Raw genomic sequence first — 15,957 nt, 5'->3', positions numbered from 1 at the left:
TACCCGGATGCATGTTGATTGGCGTCTGTCACAAAGACGTGATACAACTCTCCCCTCGCGCTCGCTGTTGCATTCGAGCAATGTCGGTCGCGATGCAATACACAACATTTATTTGGATCAAAAATGGCAACAGGTACTGTTAAGTGGTTTAACGATGCAAAGGGCTTTGGCTTCATCACCCCGGACGACGGCGGCGAAGACCTGTTTGCACACTTCTCGGAAATCCAGGCATCGGGCTTTAAGTCCCTGCAGGAAAACCAGAAAGTGTCGTTCGAAGTCAAGCAAGGCCCGAAGGGCAAGCAGGCTGCAAACATCCAGTCGATCTAAGTACCTCAGGTACTTTGAGACAGACTTGGACGTCACGATAGGCGCCTCTACAGGCCCTCGCGTCTAATGCAAATGGCTCGCAATATGCGAGCCATTTTCTATTTCTGCATCGCTTTCAAGCGTCGCCGCCTTAAAGGTCATGTGCCACGGTTAATGCGTACTCAGCATTTGCCGCGGAGATTGCTCCACGCTGTTGCGTGCGCAACACACTTTCAGAAATTTCGAATACCGAAACTGCCTGTTTCAATTGCTCGGTTTGCTGATGCAGCGAAGCCGCCGCAGCCGCGGCCTGCTCGACGAGCGCCGCGTTCTGTTGCGTCATCTCATCCATCTGCACGACCGCCTGGTTCACCTGCTCGATACCTGTGCTCTGCTCGAGCGACGACGCGCTGATTTCGGCCATCATCTGCGTGACGCGCGAGATCGACGCCGACACATGGTTCATCGCTTCGCCGGCGCGCTCGACGAGCGTCGAACCGCCCTGAATCTCGGCAACCGATTCGCTGATCAGCGTCTTGATTTCCTTCGCCGATTGCGCGCTGCGTTGCGCGAGGCCGCGCACTTCGCCAGCCACGACCGCGAAGCCGCGGCCCTGCTCGCCAGCACGCGCCGCCTCGACGGCGGCGTTGAGCGCGAGGATATTGGTTTGAAACGCGATGCCGTCGATCACTGAGATGATCTCGGCGATCTTGTCCGAGCTTTGCGCGATGCCATGCATCTTGTCGACCACCTGGTTGACGACTTCGCTGCCGCGCGACGTCGCGTCGAGGGCGGTCTCGGCGAGCGCGTTGGCTTCGCGCGCGCGATCGGCGTTCTGGCGCACGGTCGCCGTCAGTTCTTCCATGCTCGACGCCGTTTCCTCGAGCGATGCCGCCTGGTTTTCGGTGCGCGCGGACAGGTCAGCGTTGCCGGTCGCAATTTCGTTGGCGCCCAGATGGATCGAGTCGGCCGATTCGCGCACGCTGCTGACGGTGCGTGCCACGCTCGCCTGCATCGTGGCGAGGCCCGAGAACAGGCGGCCAATTTCGTTGCTGCCGCGCGCAGCGATCGGTTGATCGAGACGGCCTTGCGCGATGCGCTCGAAGTGGCGGCCCGCCTCCTCGAGCGGTGCCACGACGCCGCGGCGCAGCGCCGTAAAGACGGCAAGCGTGCCGGCCACGAGCGCGAGCAGAATCGCCGCGCTGACTGTGCGAAACGCCGCCATGCGCGCATCGATCGAATCGAGCGACGCGCGGCTCGCGGCGTCGCCGAATTGCTCGAAGTTGTGCACTTCCGCCAGATAGGCATCCTGAAACGATTGCGTGGGTTGATCGAGGAAGGCCTGGATATTGTTCGAGTCGAGATACTGCACGAGCTCCGCGAGCGCACCGTGCAGCGCCTTGTAGCGTTCGGCGAGCGCCGTGGCGCGCGCGCTGTTTTCGTCGCTGGTCTTCCGGGCGCTCATGAAGGCCGCGAAAGACTGATCGGCGGCAACGAGCTGTTCGCGAGCGTGCTGGACGATGTCCGTGGGCTCGGTGCCCCCACGCACCATGCGCGTGCCGGCGCGCGACAGGTTGATGCGCGCATCCATCAGGCGCTGCGTCGTCTGGTTGACCGCGTCGACCTGCTTCAGCGCGATGCTCGACAGATCGCCGACGTCGTCGTGCGTGCGCGTCAGCGACCAGAAGCCCAACCCTACCGTGACGAGCTGGAAGACGCAGAACGCGGCCAGAACACATAGCAGGCCGGATGCGACCTTGATCTTGCTGAACATCGGGGACACCTGGGAACAAAGGATGACGGGGGCTACACCCAGGGTTAACGGCAGGGTGAGTGACGGCTTGAGGCCAATTCACGCAAAAAGCGCTCTACGTGCAGGTTTCATCGGCGATCATCGCGATTGACGTTGTTTTGCGCAACAATGCGTCGCTCATCGCGAGGATTCACCTTGCGCAGCGCAGCGGCACTTCCTAGAGTGGGTAGGGACCGCGTGGCGCTCGCCGCGCGGATGCTCCGTTGCACCGATGCACCACCCCGACTCTGCACGAAGGAACCACGATGACCGACCTACTCGACCGGGCGCGCGGCGCACTGCACGCTCAGCCGTTCAGCATGCTGCTGGGCGCGGAGTTGATGCACGCCAGCAGCGAAGAGCTCACTCTGTGTCTGCCGATTCGCGATGAACTGCGGCAGCAGCATGGTTTCGTGCATGGCGGCGTCATCAGCTATCTCGCCGACAATGCGTTGACGTTCGCGGGCGCGCTATCGCTGGGTCCGCGAGTCGTGACCGGTGAATACAAGATCAACTATCTGCGCCCGGCAGTGAAGGGCACGCTGATCGCGCGCGCTAGCGTCGTCTATGCGGGCCGGCATCAGGCCACTTGCCAGTGCAGCGTGTTCGTGATGGAGGGGAATCGCGAGAAGCTGGTGGCGGTTGCGCAGGGGACCGTGAATCGGATCGGGGAGAATGGGGAACAGGAGGCGGGGAATTAAAGCCGCACGGCATGAAAAAAGCCGCTCCTGCGCTTAACAGGAACGGCCTTTCCTTTCACAGCGATAAGACAGGAAGAGAAAGCGCGTTACTCAGCCGCGTAGGTCTTCTGCGTCTGCTCGCCCAGCCCTTCGATACCCAGACGCACCGTCTGCCCCGGCTTCAGGAATACCGGGTTCGGCTTCACGCCCATGCCGACGCCCGGCGGCGTGCCGGTCGAGATCACGTCGCCTGGCTGCAGGCTCATGCACTGCGACACATACGACACCAGCTTCGCGACACTGAAGATCATCGTCTTCGTGCTGCCGTTCTGGTAGCGATGGCCGTCCACTTCGAGCCACAGGCTCAGGTTCTGCGGATCGGCGACTTCATCGCGCGTGACGACCCACGGGCCGATCGGGCCGAACGTGTCGAAGCCCTTGCCCTTGTCCCACGTGCCGCCGCGCTCGATCTGCCATTCGCGCTCCGACACGTCGTTGACGACGCAGTAGCCGGCCACGTGCTCGAGCGCGTTCGCTTCGTCGACGTATTTCGCCGCCTTGCCGATCACGACGCCGAGTTCCACTTCCCAGTCGGTCTTCTTCGAACCGCGCGGGATTTCGATGTCGTCGTTCGGGCCGCTGATCGCGCTCGTCCACTTATTGAAGATGACCGGTTCGGCCGGCACCGGCAGATTCGATTCCGCCGCGTGATCCGCGTAGTTCAGGCCAATGCAGATGAACTTGCCGATCTTGCCGACGCACGGGCCCACGCGCGGATTGCCTTCGACGACCGGCAGCGTTGCCGGATCCAGTGCGCGCAGTTTCGCGAGGCTGTCATCGCCGAGCACAGCGCCGTCGATATCGCCCACCACCTTCGACAGATCGCGAATCTTGCCTTGCGCGTCCAGCAGGCCCGGCTTTTCCTGGCCCTTCGGCCCATAACGAAGCAGTTTCATCGTTGCACTTTCCTTTACGTTCAGTAGTGTTCGGTTCGTCAATCAATCAGAATCAGTTCGACCATCCGCCGTCGATCACATGGAGCTGGCCCGTCGTGAACGACGACTCGTCGGACGCGAGATACAGCGCGAGCGCGGCGATTTCCTCCGGCTTGCCGATGCGACCCATCGGCTGACGCGCGACGAACGCGGCCTGCACCGCATCGACCGATGCGCCCTGCGCTTGCGCCTGCGCGGCGATTCGCTGTTCGAGCGACGGCGAGGACACCGTGCCCGGGCAAATCGCGTTACAGCGTACACCACGCGTGACGAAATCCGCGGCGACGGACTTCGTCAGCCCGACCACCGCCGCCTTCGACGCGCCGTACGCGAAGCGGTTCGGCACACCCTTCACGCTCGACGCCGCCGACGACATGTTGATGATCGAGCCGCCGCCCCTCTCCAGCATGGCCGGCAAGAACGCGCGGATCATACGGTACATCGCCTTCGCGTTGAGGTCGAACGCGAAATCCCAGTCCTCCTCGCTGCATTCGAGGATATTGCCCGCATGCACATAGCCCGCGCAGTTGAACAGCACGTCGATCGTGCCGACTTCCGCGGCGAGCGCCTTGATCGCCGCGCCGTCGAGCACGTCGAGCTTGCGCGCCTCGACCGGCTTGCCGGCGAGTCCGTCGATGCGGATATCGGTGGCGATCACGCGCGCGCCTTCGCGCGCGAAAAGTTCGGCGGTAGCGAGACCGATACCTTGTCCCGCCGCGGTGATCAGGGCCGTTTTGCCGGCCAATCTTTGTGTCATCTACGACTCCAGTTGAATGGGCTGCTAACGAAATCAAAGCCGGTAAAACGCGGCGGCGTTGTCGCCGAACACGGCGTCGCGCTCGGCGTCGTTCAACGGCGAGAGCAGCGTGGTCGCCACCGAATGCCACAGCAGATAGTCGCCGTTCAGTTCGAGCACGGGCCAGTCGCTGCCCCACATGAGCCGCGCGGGGCCGAACGTGTTCAGCAGATGCTCGACGTAGGGCCGCAGCGTGTCCTCGGTCCAGCCCGGCGACGCCTCGGTCGCGAGACCCGACAGCTTGCAGTGCACCTGCGGGAATGCGGCGAGCCGGGTAATCGCATCGCGCCACACCTCGTAGCCCGCCTGGCCGAAGCGGATCGGCGGCTTCGCGCCATGATCGACCACCATGCGCAACGCCGGAAAACGCTGCGCGAAGATCTCGACGTACTGCACGTGACGCGCGTAAATCAGCGCATCGAACGCGAGGTCGTGGGCGATCAGCGCGTCGATCGCCGGCGTGAGGTCGGGGTTCGCGATCCAGCCGTCGTCGGGCAGGTCCTGCAGCATCGGCCGCACGCCCTTGAACTTCGGCTCGCGCGCGAGCGCCTCGATCAGATCGGGCGCGTTCGGCAACAGCAGCGGCACCCAGCCGACCACGCCCGCGATCGACGGCTCGTGTCGCGCGATATCCAGCAGGTAGCGGGTCTCGTCGAGCGTCGGCGCGGCCTGCACGACCACGGTCCGCTCGATGCCAGCCTGTTCGCGCAGCGGCTTCAGATCGTCGGGACCGAATGGCCGATAGAGGATTTTCAGCTCCGGCGTCAGCCACTCGTAGTCGCCCCGCGCGGGGTCCCAGTAGTGCTGGTGAGCATCGATCGGCATGGTCGGTTCAGTCCTCGGGCGCGGGCGCGCGGGGGTCGAGCAGGCCCGCGTCGCGCAATGCGGACCACAAGGCCGCGGGGATCGGCAGCTCGAACGACGCGACGTTCTCGCGCAATTCGTCGGCACTGCGCGCGCCGGTCAGCACGGTGGCGACCGCCGGATGCGCATACGGGAACTGCAATGCGGCGGCGGCGAGCGGCACATTGTGCGCGCGGCATACCGCCTCCAGACGCGCGACGCGCTCGATCACCTCGGGCGGCGCGGCGCCGTAATTGAACTTCAGATCGCCTTCGACGCCGCGCGCCAGAATGCCCGAATTGAACGCGCCGCCGAGCAGAATACTGACGCCGCGCGCCTCGCAGGCGGGCAGCAGGTCGTCGAGGGTGGTCTGCTCGAGCAGCGTATAACGCCCCGCGAGCAACGCGCAATCGATATCGCACTCGGCCATCGCGTCGAGGATCACCGCGCCTTCGTTGACGCCGAGGCCGACCGCCTTGATCGCGCCCGTCGAGCGCAGCCGCTCCAGCGCGCGGAAGCCGCCGCCTTCGGTCAGTTGCCTCCAGTAGTGCGGATGCTGGTCGCCATGCGTGACGCGGCCGATGTCATGCACGAGCAGGATGTCGATATCGATGATGCCGAGGCGCTGCTGGCTGTCCTCGAACGAACGCAGAATGCCGTCGTGCGTGTAGTCGTAGATCGCTTCGAACGGCAGCGGATTCTGCCAGCCTTCGCGGTCGTCGAATGGCGACGTGCGGGGTACGAAGCGGCGGCCGACCTTGGTCGACAGCACATATTCGCCGCGCGGATAGTGACGCAACGCGGCGCCGAGCCGATGCTCCGCCTTGGTGTTGCCGTAGTGCGGCGCGGTGTCGAAGTAGCGCACGCCCGCGTTCCAGGCGGCGGCGATGGTCGCATGGGCCTCCTCGTCGGACAGGTCGCGGTACAGGCCGCCGAGCGGCGCCGTGCCGAGCCCCAGTCCGCTCACCTGCAACGAGCCCCGGCCGATACGGCGCCGCTGCCCGATCTTCGATCCGATCGATGCCGACATGAGCGTGTCTCCCTATTTGTGGTGTTTTTACCATGCGCCGGGTCCAACGCGCAGCCGCGAAGGGCGCGTCTCGCTCACGCGTGCACTCATTCACCAATGAACGTATTATTCATATTCGAATTTTTACAAGTCAAGAACACTGCGCGACGCGGATGCCCGGGGTTTTCCCTGGACAGCAGACATTCAGTTCGCGAAACGCTGCGCCCGCACCAGATAATAAGAACTCCGGACGAGACCCCGACCCTCACGATGGACGCCGAAGACAAAGACGACGACCGCTACCGCGCCCCCGCGCTCGACAAGGGCCTCGACATTCTCGAACTGCTGTCCGAGCAGAAAGAAGGACTCACGCGCGCCGAAATCACGCGGCAGCTGGGCCGCAACGCGAGCGAGATGTACCGGATGCTCGAACGCCTCGTCGCGCGTCAATACGTGGTGCGCTCGGCGGCCGGCGACCGCTACTCGCTGAGCCTGAAGCTGTTCGCGCTCGCGCACCGGCATCCGCCGATGAACCGGCTGATCGCCGAAGCGCTGCCACTGATGCAGCGCTTCGCCGACGCGGCCGAGCAGTCGTGCCACCTCGTCGTCTACGACCGCGGCAACTTGCTGGTGATCGCCCAGGTCGACGGACCGGGCTCGTGGGGTATGTCTGTGCGGCTCGGCTCGCGGGTTGGTCTGATCGACACCGGCTCGGGGCGCGTGATGCTCGCGTTCCAGAGCGTCGAGCAGCGTCAGCAGATGCTTGCCGAGCACACCAAGGTGAAGGGCGAAGTCACGCTCGATCGCGACGCGCTGGAGGAGGCCTGCGAGCGCATCCGCGCGGCGGGCTTCTGGCAGAAGGACAGCCAGCAGACCTTCGGTGTCACCGACGTGACCTTCCCGATCCTCGCGCCGTCCGGACAGGCGATCGCGGTGCTCACCTGTCCGTATCTGCGGCGGATCGACGAGTACGTCGCGCCGACGCTCGAAGCGGCCACCACGCTGCTGCGCGACACGGTGCAGGCGCTGTCGATGTTCCGCGAGCAGGCCGCCTGATTGCCAAGGTGCGCGGTATTTTGCGCGGCGACGGTTCGCGCGGCGGCACGCATTCGCACATGGTTTAGAATGGCGGCCCTTCCAAAATAACGCCGCATGACGGGCTCATGCGCGCGCATCGATTGAGCAATGGCCAAACTTCTGACCGATTCCGAATTCCAGCGTTTTTCCGAACTCCAGCAGAAGCAGTCGAGCTTCACGATCACCGCCGCAGAAGCCGATGAACTGCGCGACATCGTCGCTCACGCGCAGAAGCGCCGCGACGACCGCGCCGCCGCGATGCAAAGCATCGAGACCTTCATCCAGCAATTCGACATCACGCCCGACGAACTGTTTTCGCCCGAGCAGATCGGCGAAGCGGCGCGCACCTATGGCCTGATCCCGGCCGCGCGCAAGGAGCGCGTGCTGCCGCCGTCGCTGACGTTCAACGGCAAACCGTACCAATGGACCACCCGCCCGCTGCCCGATGAAATTCGCGTGCCGCTGTTCGACGCGTTCAAGGGCGGCGAGTCGGTGAAATCGTTCATTTCGACGCTGAAGGACGCGAACCGCTGCGCGGCGACGATCGCACGGCTCGAACGCGAAACCGGCGCGGTGTATGCACAGGCGTGGCTCGATGAGCTGTCGGTCACGCGCGCGCAGGTCGATGAGGCGGCGCAAAAGCTGGCGGCGTGATCCGATGAAACCGTGCGTTGAGCGACTCGCGACGTAAGCCGCTCAATGCCCCGGCTGATTCTGCGCGGCGGACTTCGGGTCCGCCCCCGCCGGTTCGTCGAGCGCCATCCGGAAGCCGACCACGCCGGGGTCCTCGGTCCGCGTGATCGTGAAGCCGCTGGCCTTCGCCAGCGCGATCATCGCCGTGTTCTCGCGCAGCGCTTCACCGATCAGCCAGTGCGTATCGCGCGCCCGCGCGTACGCGATGATCCGCTGCATCAGCAACTGGCCGAGGCGGCGCCCCTTCTGGTCCGAGCGCACGGTCACCGCGAATTCGGCCGTCTCGTTGTCGGGATCGGCCACCGCGCGCACCACGCCGAGCGTCTGTGCGACGCCGTCTTCGTTGTCGACCGTCGCGATCAGCGCCATTTCCCGGTCGTAATCGATCTGCGTCATGCGCGCGAGTTGCGAGTGCTCGAAACTGCCGACCGCGCCAAAAAAACGCAGCCGCAAATCTTCCGGCGTCATCGCATTCACGAACTCGCGATGCGCGTTTTCGTCTTCCGGGCGAATCGGCCGCACCGTTATACGCATACCTTGCCAGTCGATCGTTTCCTCGAAGCGGCGCGGATACGGCACGATCGCGAGACGGCTGCGCTTTCCGCCAACCCGCAACACGGGATCGACCACCGTCACGCGGTCCCGGTAGACCCTGAGCTTCAGCGACAGGCCGACGATCTCGCGCACGTCGCAAACCGCTTGCGACAACGCCGTCAACGCGGCGAGCGTCGGCTCCGGCGCGACCAGCCTTGCGTATTGCGAACGCGTGACGATATCGCGCGCGAGCATCGGATTGAGCGGCGGCAGGCCGTACACGTGCAACCCGCTGGAAACGCCGTCCATCGACGGCGCGGCGAAGCGGAACACGGGGCCGAAGTTGTCGTCGTCGTGCAGTTCGACGGCGACGTCGACGACGGGTTTTGTCGCGCTGTCGGCATCGGCGCACGGCGTGTCGCCGTCCGGCGCAGCGGCGCCCGGCGCAGCGGCGCCCCCTTCTTCCACACCCTCCACCTGCAACCCGAATCGCGCCAGGAACCGCGCCGCCGCGTCCCCGGCGAGTTCGCTTTCGCCCGCCGCCAACGCTTCGCGAGCCTGCGCCTGGGCAGCGTCGATCGACTCGGGAATCTGCGCTGGCAGGCCTTCCGGCGTTTGCATCAGCAGTTCGCGGCCCAGCCGGTAATCGACCAGACGGGCGAACGCGCGCGCGAGCCGCTGCGGCGTCGTGTGCACCGGGATGCCCTGCGCATGCAGCGCGTCGCGCCTCGCTGCATCTACGCCGCCGAAGAAGCACGCGAGCAGCCCGCGATAGGCAAAGCGCTGATGTTCGATCAGCGCCTGCGCGACGTCGTCGACGGGCGCGCCATGCGTCGATGCGTGCACCACGACGGCGGTGCCGGTCTCGCGATACTCGCCGAGCAGCTTCAGCGCGGCGCCGAAGTGCTCAGGGCGCGCGCCGTCGCCGAGCAGCAGCGGATTGCCGCCGACCGCCAGCGGCAGTGCCTCGCGCAGCGCGTCCGACGCCGCGGCCGGCCACGGCGCGAGCAGTCCGCCGGCGGCGCTGAACGCGTCGCGCGCGAGCGTCGCGAGACCGCGGTCGCTGGTGATCAGCGTTGCGGTCGCGCCCGCCGCCACGCGGCCGACGCCGAGCGTTTCGATTTCGTCGAGCAGATCGTCGAGCGCGTCGACGCGCACGAGGCCAGCGCGCCGGAACGCCGCTGTATAGAGACCGTCGGCGGGATCGTCGCGGCCGGAGCGCAGCGCGAGCACCGGCTTGTTGCGCGCCGCCGCGCGCGCGGCCGACATGAACTTGCGCGCCGCCCGCACGCTATCGAGTTCGATCAGGATCGCGCGGGTGCCGGGGTCGCTCGCGAGGTAATCCAGCACGTCGCCGGCGTCGACGTCGGCCTCCGCTCCGAGCGCCACCGCGTGCGAAAAACCGAGCCCGCGCGCGCGTGCCCAGCCGAGCACCGCGTTGGTCAGCGCATTCGACTGCGACACCCACGCGACGCCGCCCGCCTTGACCGTGCAAGACGGCGCGCCCAGATGCGCGCCCAGCGCCGGCGACACCACGCCGAGACTACCGGGCCCGACGATGCGCAACAGATGCGGCCGCGCAGCCGATAGCGCGTGCCGCAGCTCGAGCCGGTCTTCATCGCTGCGCACCTCGCCGACGATGATCACGGCGCGCGTGCCCATGCCGCCGAGCTTGTGGATCAACGAGGGCCACGTCGCGGGCGGCGTGCAGATCACCGCGACGGTGGGCGCCTGCGGCAAATCGCTGACGTCGGAAATCACCGGGTGGACGCCGAGCGTCGCGTGCTTCGGATTAACGGGCCACAGCGGCCCGTCGAAGCGGCCTTCGAGCACACGCGCCCAGACCATCGCGCCGATGCTGCCCGGCCGCTCGGACGCGCCGATCACGGCGACGGATTTCGGGCGAAACAACGCGTCGAGATTGCGAACGGTCACGGGCGCTCCATGCGGTTGGACAGGAATTGGAGCCGGCTTCGCGGCGGGGCGGGTGGTTCCGTCAGCATAGGCGAAGTCGCGCGCCGGCGCGGAACGTTGTTGCGACGGAAAAGAAAAAGCCGCGTCGAACGACGCGGCTTTTTAGCTTCGAAGCCAGCGAACTCGCGGCTTTACATCGCCTTCCTGAACGGCGCCCCCGAGTGCTCGCGCAACTCGTTGAACACGATCTTCGGCCATGCCTTCTGCGCGACCTCGATCTCCGACACGTGCGAGGCCAGATAGGTCGGCGCATCGGACGCATCGAGCGCGATGCGCGCCGAGTACGAATCGGTGAAGCGGCGCAACTCGGCGGCATCGTCGCAGGTCACCCAGCGTGACAGCCGGTAACGCGCCGGCGCCATCCGCACGTCGACCTTGTATTCAGTCGACAGACGGTGCGACACCACTTCGAACTGCAGCTGCCCGACCGCGCCGAGAATCATCAGACCGCCCGCTTCAGGACGGAACACCTGGATCGCGCCTTCCTCGCCAAGCTGCTTCAGCGCTTCGCCGAGCTGCTTCGCGCGCATCGGATCGACCACTTCGACGGTCTGGAAAATTTCCGGCGCGAAGAACGGCAGGCCGACGAACTGAAGCTGCTCGCCTTCGGTCAGCGTATCGCCGAGACTCAGCGTGCCGTGATTCGGAATACCGATGATGTCGCCCGGATACGCCTCGCTCACCGTCTCGCGACGCTGCGACAGGAACGTGACCACGTTGTTCGCACGGAACGTCTTGTTCGAGCGCGTGACCTTCACCGCCATGCCGCGCTCGAAACGTCCCGAGCACACGCGGATGAACGCGACGCGGTCGCGGTGCGCGAGGTCCATGTTCGCCTGCACCTTGAACACGACGCCGGTGAACTTCGACTCTTCCGGCTGTACCGGACGTTGCACGGTCATGCGCATCGACGGCGGCGGCGCGAGGTCAACCAGCGCGTCGAGAATCTCCTTCACGCCGAAGTTATTGATCGCCGAGCCGAACAGCACCGGCGACTGCTGGCCGGCGAGGAACTGCTCACGGTCGAATTCGGGCGTCGCGCCGCTGATCAGATCGATTTCTTCCTTCGCACGCACCCACGCGTGGCCGAAACGGCGCTCGCCTTCCTCGTTGCTCAGTGCCTGCAGCGTTTCGACCGCGCCGCCGGCCGTGTCCTGACCGGCGCGGAATACGCGCACCTGATCGCGCTGGACGTCGTAGACGCCTTGAAAATCCTTGCCCATGCCGATCGGCCACGTGAACGGCACCGCCGCCACGCCGAGGTGCTGCTCGATTTCGTCGAGCAGTTCGAGCGGCTCGCGCACTTCGCGGTCGAGCTTGTTGATGAACGTGACGATCGGCGTCTTGCGGCTGCGGCAGACTTCGAGCAGCTTCAGCGTCTGCGCTTCGACGCCGTTCGCGCCGTCGATCACCATCACGGCGGCGTCGACCGCGGTCAGCACGCGGTAGGTGTCCTCGGAGAAGTCCTCGTGGCCCGGCGTGTCGAGCAGGTTGATCACGCAATCGCCGTACTCGAACTGCATCACCGAGCTCGCGACCGAAATGCCGCGTTGCTTTTCGATTTCCATCCAGTCTGACGTCGCGTAGCGGTTGCTCTTGCGGCCCTTCACCGTACCGGCGATCTGGATCGCGCCCGAAAACAGCAGCAGCTTTTCGGTCAGCGTGGTTTTACCCGCGTCCGGGTGGGAAATGACCGCGAACGTGCGGCGGCGTTTAAGTTCGGAGACTGACATCGGGTCTGGCGGTCACGGAAAGGGGTTCGGGCGGTTCCCGGCGGCTTTGGGCGGGCCGGTATGCCGCGCGTGGCGCGGCGGCGTCGAGTTGCGGGAGTCGGGCGCGGGCCGGAGTCGGCCGATGCTGGCACCGCGTCCGAAAACGGGTGGCGAACGCGTCACGACCCAGCGTTCGACCATGCGGGAATCGCTGGCGCAAAAACGGCGCAAGGTGCGAATGATACACGTCTGGCGCGACGGCCGGGGGAAAGGGCTGCGGCCCTGGGCGGGGCGACGGCGCGAGCGTGCGCGCGCCGCGCATGCTCGCGGGCAAAGGTGAGCGTTTTCGGGACTTGCGGCGACGGATACCGATTCGCGGTCAAAGGTGAGGATCGGGAAGCGCACGCGCGCACCTGCTGCGGCGCACGCACCACCATCGCGATATGCGGGAAAACTGCGGTAAAGCGTCGCAACGCTACGAACAGGCTCCGGCTCGACGCCTGGAAAGGCCCGCCAGCAAAGGCTGGCGTGGGTGTTCGGCGAGCGGTGCGCGGCGACGCGACAGGATGACGATTCGCACCCGCCGCGGTGCGTTGCCCGGCAAAGCCTGGCTCACCGAAGCAAGCCGCGAAGTCCGAATACGTCGGTGAATCTCGCTGTACCCGTTCAGGCGTCACGCAAAGGTGAGCGTTTTCGGGACCTTCGCAACGGTGCGGAACGAATCAAACGACGCATCACTTCAGAGAACAAGGACGCATTGGCATCCACGGCGGAGGTCAACCTTCGATCAGAAACCGTTCGCGATTTTTCCCGACCAGCCAGGCCGGCGACCGCCCACGGCCGCTCCAGGTTTCGCCGGTCTTCGGATTGCGGTACTTGGCGACCGCCGACGCCGACGACTTGCGGCGCGGCTTCGCTGCGGCGCTCGTGAAGCCGAGTTCTTCGGCGGTCAGGTCGTATTCGGCAATCTTCTGCTTGATATCGGCGATAGCTTGCGCGACTTCTTTGTCGCGCGCTGCTGCGACTTCCTTATGGAGTTTTTCGAGTTGCGCAGTCAACTGTTTGTAAGAGGCCATGCCGGTGTTCCCCCTCGATTAGACGCACTGCGATGAATCGCGATGAATGTTTGGCGGACACTATCAGACGAATAAACCACAGGATAGTGAATCGGGCGGCCGAGCGCAGGCGCGGCGGCCGCGCTCAATCGTCGATCGCATCGTAGACGCGGCGTTCGAAGTCGATGGCCATCGGGAACGGGTCGATCGAGCGGCGCTGGATCAGCATCAGGCCGATCATGTTCTCGACCGGATCGGCGAACCAGCTCGTGCCATACGCGCCGGGCCAACCGAACGAGCCGAGCGAGCGATAGCCGAGCGGCAATTGCTGCGCCGGATCATCGACGATCGACAGGCCGAGGCCGAATCCCTGCCCCGCCCAGATCACGTGACCGAACGCAGGCAGGCGGCGCTGGTCGCGGCTCAGGAAATTGCTGCGCATCAGGTCGACCGAGCGATGCGATAGCAGCCGCGTGTCGCCGACGCGGCCGCGCCCGAGCAGCAGTTGCGCGAATTGCAGATAGTCCTCGGCGGTCGAGATCAACCCGCCGCCGCCACTCTGAAAGCGTCGCGGATTAGCCCAGCGGCTCGCCGCCGGATGATCCTCGACCACGCGACGCCGCGTTCCCGGATCGATGTTGTACGCGGTGGCGAGGCGTGCGAGTTGCGCGTCGGGCACCCAGAACGCGGTGTCGCGCATGCCGAGCGGCTCGAAAATGCGCGTGCGGAAAAACTCGCCGAGCGGCATGCCGCTCACGCGTTCGATCAGCACGCCGAGCACGTCGGTCGCCACGCCGTAGTGCCAGCGCGAGCCTGGCTGGAACATCAGCGGCAGTGCGGCGATGCGCGCGAGCCACGCGCTGTTGCCGCCGCTCGCCTCAAAACCGTTGAAAGCCGCGGCGTAGGCTTCGGCAAGCGGACCCGTCGCCGTGAAGTGATACGCGAAGCCGGCGCGATGCGTGAGCAGGTCGAGCACCGTGATCGGCGCGCGAATCGGATCGGTCTGGTGGAGCGGGCCGCTTGGATCACGCAGCACGCGCGGCGCCGCAAGCTCGGGCAGCCACCGCGAAATGGGCGCATCGAGCGCGAGGCGGTCTTCCTCGATCAGCATCATGATCGCGGCACTCGTCACCGGCTTCGTCATCGACGCGATGCGAAACAGCGTGTCGCGCTCCATCGGCAATTGCGCGGCTTCGTCGCGTAGACCTATCGGTTCGAAGTAGCCGATTTCGCCGCGCCGCCATACGAGCGACACCACCCCCGCCACTTCGCCGCGCTCCACGTAGCCCTGCATCGCGGTGGTCAGCATCGCGAGCCGGGTCGCGGCAAGTCCTGCTATCTGCATGTTCGTCCCGTGTCGGTGACAGAATGCGTGCGCGAGCTCATGTCGCTTTGGCAATCAAACCGCAAGATATAACTGGTCCCGCGAGAGCGCACACGACGGCTTTCCTGATTGCGAATTCCGGTTGGCGGACTCAGTGACGACATTCAGGCTTTCTGCCGTTTTTCCAATGCGCAAAGCGCGGCATCGAGACGTCTGACGCGAGTTGCCTGCGCCGGCACGATAACCGCGCCGGAAACGAGCTGGAGGCGGTTTCGCCAGTAAGACAACGGAATACGGTCTTCTGCCGAAATATGGGAAATTATCTGTTCGAGATGCTCGATGTCTTTTTCGAGTTGCTGATGATTCATTGCTTTCCCCGGATTCTATTGAATTAGTGTTGAAGCAAAAAAATCGAAAGCATGAAGCCGCGTTGGCCCGCGCGGCCCGAACTAATGTCCGCCAGTGGCGGGAAAATCTTCCTCTTCTTTTTCTGTGCCGGAAAAAACCGGCAGTTTCTTCTCGCCGGAGTTAAATTCCCAACGGTTTAAATAGAATACTGCTGTCAAATTTCACGTTCCGTTGCCTGCCGCACTGAACTTCGTTCGACACCCCGAAGGTAAAGATAAATCGTTGTCGGGGCGCAAAGGATAATCGCTGTGCGGCGACTCAACGTTGTAAAAATGCCGCGCGCGGCTTACTTAACCCAATTCGCATGCTAATCGTGGATCGGACACACATTAGGCGCATGAATTTATGACAGCCATGTGGTAACCGCGAGCGTATCGGGAATTGACAGGGAATGCCTGGGAACAGATGAAAAAAACCAATGCGGCTTAAGAATCGGTCAGGCGCGTGCGCCGGTGTTGCACCGGCGCGGCTCCCAGGTGCTTACTTCGCGGTCGCGCGGCAGGCGTAGATCAGGCTCAACGTACTGCCCTGGCTCGACTGGCGCACGACGTCGAACGCGCCATTGCAACTGGCGGCCGCCTGTTGCGAGCACGAGTCGGAACCGACCGGGCATTGCACGAGCGTGGTTGAGCGGCCGTCCAGCAGGAACAGCGGCGCACTGCTGCTGCAACCGCCAAGCACGACGATCGCGCCGGCGGCCAGCATGACCCTCGAGTGGCGCGCGAAGAAGGAAAGGCGTTTCATGGAGACCCCGGTCAC

At 64.9% G+C, this 15,957-nt stretch carries 15 protein-coding genes; 4 read left to right on the top strand and 11 right to left on the bottom strand.

Annotation, left to right across the window (positions count from 1 at the left end):
- The first annotated feature begins 123 nt into the window (after positions 1-123).
- Positions 124-327, top strand: a complete 204-nt coding sequence (locus tag BC1002_RS25615; protein ID WP_013092907.1) for a cold-shock protein — start codon at positions 124-126, stop codon at positions 325-327.
- 130 nt (positions 328-457) lie between these two features.
- On the opposite strand, the gene BC1002_RS25610 is transcribed toward BC1002_RS25615, so the two are convergent.
- On the bottom strand, positions 458-2,080 hold the full coding sequence (locus tag BC1002_RS25610; protein WP_013092906.1) for a methyl-accepting chemotaxis protein: 1,623 nt from the start codon (positions 2,078-2,080) through the stop codon (positions 458-460).
- A gap of 284 nt (positions 2,081-2,364) precedes the next feature.
- On the opposite strand from BC1002_RS25610, the gene BC1002_RS25605 reads away from it, so the two are divergent.
- The gene (locus BC1002_RS25605) at positions 2,365-2,799 is read left to right on the top strand and encodes a PaaI family thioesterase (protein WP_013092905.1); all 435 of its coding nucleotides are present in this window, start codon (positions 2,365-2,367) and stop codon (positions 2,797-2,799) included.
- An 86-nt stretch (positions 2,800-2,885) separates the two neighbouring features.
- On the opposite strand, the gene BC1002_RS25600 is transcribed toward BC1002_RS25605, so the two are convergent.
- Genes BC1002_RS25600 through BC1002_RS25585 form a run of 4 tightly spaced genes read right to left on the bottom strand, consistent with a single transcriptional unit; the run spans position 2,886 to position 6,442 of the window.
- Positions 2,886-3,734, bottom strand: coding sequence for an ureidoglycolate lyase (locus tag BC1002_RS25600; protein ID WP_013092904.1), 849 nt, complete (start codon positions 3,732-3,734; stop codon positions 2,886-2,888).
- A 52-nt stretch (positions 3,735-3,786) separates the two neighbouring features.
- A complete protein-coding gene (locus BC1002_RS25595) occupies positions 3,787-4,530 on the bottom strand; it encodes an SDR family oxidoreductase (RefSeq protein WP_013092903.1) in 744 nt (247 codons plus the stop codon).
- A gap of 33 nt (positions 4,531-4,563) precedes the next feature.
- The gene (locus tag BC1002_RS25590; protein ID WP_013092902.1) at positions 4,564-5,394 is read right to left on the bottom strand and encodes an amidohydrolase family protein; all 831 of its coding nucleotides are present in this window, start codon (positions 5,392-5,394) and stop codon (positions 4,564-4,566) included.
- A gap of 7 nt (positions 5,395-5,401) precedes the next feature.
- Positions 5,402-6,442, bottom strand: a complete 1,041-nt coding sequence (locus tag BC1002_RS25585) for an aldo/keto reductase (RefSeq protein ID WP_013092901.1) — start codon at positions 6,440-6,442, stop codon at positions 5,402-5,404.
- 249 nt (positions 6,443-6,691) lie between these two features.
- Here BC1002_RS25585 and BC1002_RS25580 point away from each other — a divergent pair, with 249 nt between their 5' ends.
- Positions 6,692-7,477 (top strand): IclR family transcriptional regulator, encoded by a 786-nt coding sequence (locus BC1002_RS25580; RefSeq protein WP_013092900.1) that lies wholly within the window; start codon positions 6,692-6,694, stop codon positions 7,475-7,477.
- A gap of 129 nt (positions 7,478-7,606) precedes the next feature.
- On the top strand, positions 7,607-8,152 hold the full coding sequence (locus BC1002_RS25575; RefSeq protein ID WP_013092899.1) for a hypothetical protein: 546 nt from the start codon (positions 7,607-7,609) through the stop codon (positions 8,150-8,152).
- A 42-nt stretch (positions 8,153-8,194) separates the two neighbouring features.
- Here the strand turns inward: BC1002_RS25575 and BC1002_RS25570 are convergent, their stop codons facing one another.
- The 6 genes from BC1002_RS25570 to BC1002_RS25540 form a co-directional block, all read right to left on the bottom strand.
- The gene (locus BC1002_RS25570) at positions 8,195-10,660 is read right to left on the bottom strand and encodes a bifunctional acetate--CoA ligase family protein/GNAT family N-acetyltransferase (RefSeq protein ID WP_013092898.1); all 2,466 of its coding nucleotides are present in this window, start codon (positions 10,658-10,660) and stop codon (positions 8,195-8,197) included.
- A gap of 170 nt (positions 10,661-10,830) precedes the next feature.
- Positions 10,831-12,432, bottom strand: coding sequence for a peptide chain release factor 3 (locus BC1002_RS25565; RefSeq protein WP_013092897.1), 1,602 nt, complete (start codon positions 12,430-12,432; stop codon positions 10,831-10,833).
- Between the two features lie 755 nt (positions 12,433-13,187).
- A complete protein-coding gene (locus BC1002_RS25555) occupies positions 13,188-13,487 on the bottom strand; it encodes an H-NS histone family protein (protein WP_013092896.1) in 300 nt (99 codons plus the stop codon).
- Between the two features lie 124 nt (positions 13,488-13,611).
- A complete protein-coding gene (locus BC1002_RS25550; RefSeq protein WP_013092895.1) occupies positions 13,612-14,811 on the bottom strand; it encodes a serine hydrolase domain-containing protein in 1,200 nt (399 codons plus the stop codon).
- A 143-nt stretch (positions 14,812-14,954) separates the two neighbouring features.
- Entirely contained in the window at positions 14,955-15,158 is a 204-nt protein-coding gene (locus BC1002_RS25545) for a hypothetical protein (protein ID WP_013092894.1), read from the bottom strand.
- A gap of 520 nt (positions 15,159-15,678) precedes the next feature.
- Entirely contained in the window at positions 15,679-15,942 is a 264-nt protein-coding gene (locus BC1002_RS25540) for a hypothetical protein (RefSeq protein ID WP_013092893.1), read from the bottom strand.
- Positions 15,943-15,957 lie beyond the last annotated feature (15 nt).

The sequence above is a fragment of the Paraburkholderia atlantica genome (assembly GCF_000092885.1).
GTDB lineage: Bacteria > Pseudomonadota > Gammaproteobacteria > Burkholderiales > Burkholderiaceae > Paraburkholderia > Paraburkholderia atlantica.
This window is presented reverse-complemented; position numbering and strand designations above follow the sequence as displayed.